The organism is Streptomyces silaceus (assembly GCF_001419745.1).
Taxonomy (GTDB): domain Bacteria; phylum Actinomycetota; class Actinomycetes; order Streptomycetales; family Streptomycetaceae; genus Streptomyces; species Streptomyces silaceus.
Genome location: NZ_LIRJ01000074.1, coordinates 21,597 through 28,417, shown reverse-complemented (window position 1 = coordinate 28,417; position 6,821 = coordinate 21,597). Strand labels below are relative to the sequence as shown.

Genomic DNA, 6,821 nt, shown 5'->3' with positions numbered 1-6,821 from the left:
GGGGTGGGGTGGCAGGGCGGCGTGACGGCTGGCCGTCGTGGCGGACGGTCGGCGCCGTGGGGCGTACTCATTCACGTACAGAATTCACATCCATGGACACGCTAGGGATCGCGGTCGCGCCGCGTCAAGGGGCTCGCGGAGTCCCTCCGGAGGCGGTAAATCCGCTCCCGCGCGGGCAGTTGACCGGCTTGACCGGGCCCAAGAGGGCAGCTTAGCGTGGGTGCGTTCAGGGATATGGACATGAATCAGAAACGTGCACGCCCTAGGGAGAGCCCGTGACGTCAGCCCCCCTTGCTTCCCGACTCCGCGTCCCCAGCGGGCCGCTGTTCTTCCCGGTCACCGCGTACGGGCCCGACGGCGGACTCGACCTGGCGGCCTTCCGCGCCCATGTGCGCGGCGGCATCGAGGCCGGCGCGGCGGCCGTGTTCGCCTGCTGCGGCACGGGTGAGTTCCACGCCCTGACGCCCGAGGAGTTCCAGGAGTGCGTCGCCGCCGCCGTCGACGAGGCGGCGGGGCGGGTGCCGGTGGTCGCGGGCGCGGGTTACGGCACCGCGCTCGCCGTGCGGTACGCGCGCCTGGCCGAGGAGGCGGGCGCCGACGGACTGCTCGCCATGCCGCCCTACCTGGTCGTCGCGGGCCAGGAAGGGCTGATCCGGCACTACACCGAACTGGCCGCCGCCACCTCCCTGGACGTCATCGTCTACCAGCGCGACAACGCGGTCCTCACCCCGGAGACCGTCGTCGAACTCGCCCGCGCCGACGGCGTCATCGGCTTCAAGGACGGCCTCGGCGACATGGACCTGATGCAGCGCACCGTCAGCGCCGTGCGCGGCGCGGCGGTGGGCGACTTCCTCTACTTCAACGGCCTGCCGACCGCCGAGCTGACCGGCCTCGCCTACCGCGGCATCGGCGTGAGCCTCTACTCCTCGGCGGTCTTCTGCTTCGCGCCCGACATCGCCCTCGCCTTCCACCGCGCGTTCAACGCCGGTACGCCGGAGGGCGACGCCGTCGTCAACCGGCTCGTCGACGGCTTCTACCGGCCCTTCGTGGAGCTGCGCGCCCTCGGCCGCGGCTATGCCGTCTCCCTCGTCAAGGCGGGCGTGCGGCTCGGCGGCCTGGACGTCGGCCCGGTGCGGCCGCCCCTGCACGAGCCCGCCGACGAGCACGTCAAGCTCCTCGCCGAACTCGTCGAACGGGGGCGCGAGTTGCTCGGCGCCGACCTGCCGGGCGGGCCGGAGGCGGGGGAGTGAGGGCCGCGGCGTTCCTCTACCCCTGGGACGTCGTCGGCGACCCCGACGCCCCCGCCCGCCTCGCCGCACTCGGCATCCGGCAGGTCACCCTCGCCGCCGCCTACCACTCCACCCGCGCGCTGACCCCCCGCCACCCGCGCCACCGCGTCGTCACGGCCGCGCACGCCGCCGTGCTCTACCCGCCGGGCGAGCGGTGGCGGGGCCGCGAGCCGCGGCCGTACGCCGCCGGGGACTGGGCGCCGGGCGACGCGTACGCCCAGGCGGCGCGGGCCCTGACGGACGCCGGCCTCGACGTGCACAGCTGGGTCGTCCTCGCCCACAACTCCCGCCTGGGCGACGAGCATCCGGACACCTCCGTGGTCAACGCCTACGGAGACCGCTATCCCTGGGCGCCGTGCATCGCCCGGCCCGCCACGCGCGCGTACCTCGTCGATCTGGCCGCGGAGGCGGCCGTGCGCCCCGGGACCGGGACGGGCGGCACCGAACTGGAGTCGTGCGGCTGGTACGGCCTCGCGCATCTGCACGCCCACGACAAGATCTCCGGCGTCGCCCTCGGCGAGGCGGGCCAGTACCTGATGTCGCTCTGCTTCTGCGCCTCCTGCCGCGCGGGGTACGCCGAACAGGGCCTGGACCCCGACGAGTCGGCCGCCGCCGTGCGGCGCGCCCTGGAGCCCGTGTGGCGCGGCGAGGAGCCCGCCGGGGGATGGGACGCCGTCGAGCAGCTCCTCGGCGCCGAGAAGGCCGCCGCCACGCGCGCGTGGCGCGAGAAGACGGCCCGCACCCTCCAGGAGGCCGCCGTCCGCGCCGTACGGGAGGCCGCGCCCGCCGGCTTCCAGGTGCTGCTCCACGCCGACCCGGTGTCCTACCGCTGCGGGGCGAACGCGGGCGTCGACCCCGCGCACGTCCTGTCCGTGGCCGACGGCGTGGTCGTGCCCTGCACCGGCGGCGCCGAGCCGCTCGCGCCCTTCGCCGCGCACCGCACGCCGGCCACCGTGCTCGCCGCCAGCCTCACCGTCGTCTCCGGCATGGGCGGACGCCCCGCCGCGCTGGCCGACGACGCCGCCCGTGCCGCCGCGCGCGGCGCGGACGAACTGCGGCTCTACCACGCGGGCCTGGCCTCCGACAGCGACCTCGCGCACGTCGCGAAGGCCCTGTCCCGCCTGGAGTGATCGCCGATACGATCCGCGCAACCACGACCGTCGCTCCCGTACCAGGGGACAGAGGAGGACAAGGGTGCGCAACAAGGGGATATCCGCGCTGATCTGTGCCGGACTGCTCGCGGGCGCCGCGGTGCTCGGCGGCACGGCGCCCGCCGCCGCGCACCAGCCCGCGGCCCGCGCGGGGGCCGCGCCGTCCGACATCCGCGAGCGCCTGGAGCGCATCCCGGGCATGACGGTGGTCTCCGTCGCGGACAAGGAGGGCTTCCCGCTCTACACGCTCACCTATGCGCAGCCCGTCGACCACCGCGACCCCGACGGCCCGGCCTTCACCCAGCGCGTCACGCTCTGGCACAAGGCCACGGACAGGCCGACCGTCTTCTACACCGGCGGCTATACCTTCTCCGGCGGCACCACCGCCCTCACCAAGCTGATCGACGCCAACCAGGTCAGCGTCGAGCACCGCTACTTCGGCCGGTCCCGGCCCGCCGGGGCGGCGGGCGACGACTGGTCCAAGCTGACCGTCCGGCAGGGGGCGGCCGACGAGCACCGCCTCACGCAGGCCCTGCGGACCATCGAGAAGGGCAAGTGGCTCGGCACCGGCGGCAGCAAGGGCGGCATGACGGCGACGTACCACGAGCGCTTCTACCCCGAGGACCTCGACGCCGTCGTCGCGTTCGTGGCGCCCAACGACGCGAACAACCGCGACGACAGCGGCTACGAGCGCTTCTTCGCGACGGTCGGCACCAAGGAGTGCCGGGACGGCCTGAACGCCGTGCAGCGCGAGATGCTCGTCCGCCGCGAGGCGCTGCTCCCCCGGTTCGAGAAGGACGCGAAGGCGGACGGCCAGACCTTCGAGGAGACCCTCGGGACCACCGACCGCGCCTATGAGTTCGCGGTCCTCGACCAGGTGTGGAACTTCTGGCAGAGCGGCACGGAGGCCGACTGCGCGAGCGTCCCCGACGCGAAGAAGGCCACCGACGACCAGCTCTACGCGTGGTCCAAGGGACGCGGCCTCAGCGTCTACCACGACGAGGAACTCGGCATCAACGGCCTGGGCCCGTACTACCGGCAGGCCGCCACCCAACTCGGCTGGGCCGACCTGAAGTTCAAGCACCTCAAGGGCGTGCGCCACTACCCCGGCCTCTACCAGCCGAACTCGGTGCTGCCCGCCGCCATGCGCGGCACCTACAGCAACCGGACCATCGCGGACGTCGACCGCTGGGTGCGGACCCGGGGGCAGCGGATGATGTTCATCTACGGCGAGAACGACCCGTGGAGCGCCGAGCGGTTCACCCCGAGCCACCGCGACTCCTACCGCTACGAGGTGCCGGGCGCCAACCACGGCGCGTCCATCGCCAAGCTGCCCGCGGCCGAGCAGGCGGAGGCCGTCGCGACCATCAAGCGCTGGGCGGACGTGAAGTAGCCAGGGCCCGGGGCCGCAGCAGCGGCGCGGCGATCAGCAGCCGCGTCACGGCGAGCACCGGCAGCAGCACCCGGATGTCGACGCTCTCCACGAGGGCCGCGCCGGCCGCGATCCCGATCGCGGTCGGCGCGAACATCAGCGTGCTCGCGGTCGCCGCCACCCGCCCGAGCAGCGCGTCCGGCGTCTCGCGCTGCACCGCCGTCAGGCCCGCGATCAGGGCGCAGGGCAGCCCGATGCCGTTGAGGAGATGGCCCACGAGGACGACGGCGTCGTCCGGGACGGCGACCAGCGCCACGGAGACACCGGTCAGCGCGATGCCCGCGCCGCCGAACCGCCGCGCCCCGAACCGCCGCATCAGCGCCCCCGAGGCGATGCCCACCGCCACCGACCCGGTGCCCTGCACCACGGACAGCACGCCCGCGTACGTCGGCGCGTGCCCGAGCCCCTCGACGATCGCGTAGACCGTCGCCCCGCTGATCCCCGACGTCAGCATCGTCAGACCGCCGCCGAGCACCAGGGGCCGCAGCCGCTCGTGCCCCCACAGGTACCGCGCGCCTTCGACGGTCTGCTCCCGCAGGGACGCCCGCTTCCGCTCGGGCCTGCTCTCGCTCACCCGCAGCAGCCCGTACATCCCCGCGGCGAGCACGAACGTCACGGCGTCCAGGAGCGCCACCCGGGCACCGCCGTACGCGGCGAACAGGCCCGCGCCCGCGAGCGGCGCCACCAGTTTCATGCCCTCGTTCGCCGACATCCGCAGGCCGTTGAAGTCGCCGAGCAGCTCCTTGTCGACGGCCGTCGGGACCAGGGCGGCCTCCGCCGCGTCCGTGACGACGCCGCACGCCCCGTACACCACGAGCACCGCGAAGAGGATCCACAGCCGGCCCGCGCCGTCGACGGTGAAGAGCGAGAGGACCAGCACACCGGTCGCGAGGTTGGCGGCCACGAGCAGCGGCCTGCGGCGCGTGCGGTCGGCGAGCGTGCCGAGCAGCGGGCCGATGAGGGTGGGCGCCCACAGCGCGAACTGACAGAGCGCGGCGAGTCCGTCGGACCCGGTCAGCTCCTTCACCCAGATTCCGGAGACCAGCCACAGCGCGGTGCTCCCGAAGCCGGAGACCACCACCGCACCCAGATACAGCCCCGCGTTGCGGTCCCGCAGGACGCGCCCGATCGTCGATGTCATGCCTGGTGATGCTGGTTCCTAAGGCCCCCGCGGCGGTATGGGGCGGATTCCCTAAGCCGGTGCCGATGAGTTCACGGAACGGGGCCGGTCTACAGGGGAGACGTACCGAGAAAGCCGCCTTACGGCACCGCCGGGGCGACGGGACCACGACCTTGGGAGACCCCGATGACGGACACCACCCTCGACTTCGGTCCGCAGGCCCGCCTGGTGGCGCTGGTCGCCGGGCGCGTCACGGACGAGCAGCTCGCGGCGCCCACGCCCTGCCCCGCGTTCGCGGTGCGCAACGTGCTCGGCCATGTGCTCGGGCTCGCCGAGGCCTTCCGGCAGGCGGCGGGCAAGGAGTTCGGCCCCGCGACGGACACCGACCCCGGCAGCGTCACGCCGGACATCACGCCCGGCTGGCGCGCCGAGCTGCCCAAGGCGCTCGACGCCCTCGCCGAGGCGTGGCGCGATCCGGCGGCCTGGCAGGGCATGACCCGCGCGGGCGGCCTCGACCTGCCGGGCGAGGTGGCGGGCCTGGTCGCGATGGACGAACTGGTCGTCCACGGCTGGGACCTGGCGCGCTCCACCGGCCAGGAGTACGCGCCGGACGAGGCGAGCCTGGAGGCGGCCCACGCGCTCCTCACGCCGTCCGGGGACGAGGGCGACCAGGCGGAGGGCGGGCTGTTCGGGCCGCCGGTGGCGGTGCCGGACGGCGCCCCGCTGCTGGACCGGGTGATCGGCCTGAGCGGACGCGACCCGCGGTGGCGGGCCGCGCGCTGAGCGGCCGGCGCCGGCCTCCCGCCGGGCCGGAAGGCCGCGGGCCGAGCGTCCCTCAGGCGCCCCTGGATCAGGTATCGATCGGGTAAAGGGTCTCCCCACGCCCTCCCCAGGGCGGTGTTGATGCGCGTAGACAAGCCTTGACCTGCCCGAACCCTGATGCGGAGACGCAACACATGCGGAAGTCCCTACGCGTGGCCGGCCTGGCCACCGCCTGTACCGTCGCCGGCGCCGCCCTCTACGCCACCGGCGTCGCCAGTGCCGACCAGGACCGCCCCCGCCCCACCAAGGAGCCCCACAACATCGGCCTCCTCGTCGGCGAGATCGACGCGTACTACGGCGCCACCAAGGGCGCCGACGGCGTGTGGAAGGCGTCGCCCGGCAGTCCGTACGCCAAGGACCTGGCCCGCATCCAGGCCAAGGCGAAGAAGGACATCGAGAAGGCCGCGCACCACGGCCGCCACGGCAAGAAGAAGCCCGCGATCGTCCTGGACGTCGACGACACCGCGCTGCTCAGCTTCGACTACGAGAAGTCGACCAACTTCACGTACGACAACGACAGCTGGGACGCCTACGTCAAGGCGGCCAAGCGGCCCGCCGTCTTCGGCATGCCCGAGCTGGTCCGTTACGCCAAGAGCAAGGGCGTCGAGGTCTTCTTCCTCACCGGCCTCGCCGAGTCGCAGCGCGAGGGCGCGGTGACCAACCTCGCCAAGGCCGGGTACGCGACGCAGCTCGACCGCACCCACGTCTTCACCAAGGACAAGGTGAACCCGCCGGCGTACCTGGGCCACTGCGCCACGCCCGCCGCCTGGAACTGCACCACCGTCCAGTTCAAGGAGGGCACCCGCAAGCACATCGAGTCGACGGGCTACGACATCGTCGGCAGCTTCGGCGACCAGACCTCCGACCTCGCGGGCGGCTACGCCGACAAGACGTACAAGCTCCCGAACCCCACCTACTACGTGGGCTGACCCCCTCCCGCGTCGGCTGACCCCTCGGGAGGTCCCGGTAGGTCAGCGTCGCGAGATAGGTTGCATTCCTGACTAGGT

6 protein-coding genes are annotated in these 6,821 nt (G+C 73.5%); 5 read left to right on the top strand and 1 reads right to left on the bottom strand.

The window, feature by feature from the left end; genetic code table 11:
• Nucleotides 1-275: 275 nt before the first annotated feature.
• The 3 genes from AOK22_RS08825 to AOK22_RS08815 all read left to right on the top strand — a co-directional run bounded on the left by AOK22_RS08825 (nt 276) and on the right by AOK22_RS08815 (nt 3,833).
• Entirely contained in the window at nt 276-1,250 is a 975-nt protein-coding gene (locus tag AOK22_RS08825) for a 5-dehydro-4-deoxyglucarate dehydratase (RefSeq protein ID WP_055698039.1), read from the top strand.
• Nucleotides 1,247-2,419, top strand: coding sequence for a hypothetical protein (locus tag AOK22_RS08820; protein WP_055698038.1), 1,173 nt, complete (start codon nt 1,247-1,249; stop codon nt 2,417-2,419). Before AOK22_RS08825 ends, AOK22_RS08820 begins: the two co-directional genes overlap by 4 nt.
• Before the next feature lie 64 nt (nt 2,420-2,483).
• Nucleotides 2,484-3,833: a S28 family serine protease gene (locus AOK22_RS08815; RefSeq protein ID WP_055698037.1), complete on the top strand. Its 1,350-nt coding sequence runs from the start codon at nt 2,484-2,486 to the stop codon at nt 3,831-3,833.
• Here the strand turns inward: AOK22_RS08815 and AOK22_RS08810 are convergent.
• Nucleotides 3,808-5,013, bottom strand: a complete 1,206-nt coding sequence (locus AOK22_RS08810) for an MFS transporter (RefSeq protein ID WP_055698036.1) — start codon at nt 5,011-5,013, stop codon at nt 3,808-3,810. The two genes, AOK22_RS08815 and AOK22_RS08810, sit on opposite strands and share 26 nt — an antisense overlap.
• 165 nt (nt 5,014-5,178) lie before the next feature.
• Here AOK22_RS08810 and AOK22_RS08805 point away from each other — a divergent pair, with 165 nt between their 5' ends.
• Nucleotides 5,179-5,775: a TIGR03086 family metal-binding protein gene (locus AOK22_RS08805; protein WP_055698035.1), complete on the top strand. Its 597-nt coding sequence runs from the start codon at nt 5,179-5,181 to the stop codon at nt 5,773-5,775.
• 173 nt (nt 5,776-5,948) lie between these two features.
• Nucleotides 5,949-6,743, top strand: coding sequence for an HAD family acid phosphatase (locus AOK22_RS08800; RefSeq protein ID WP_055698034.1), 795 nt, complete (start codon nt 5,949-5,951; stop codon nt 6,741-6,743).
• The last annotated feature ends 78 nt before the right edge of the window (nt 6,744-6,821 follow it).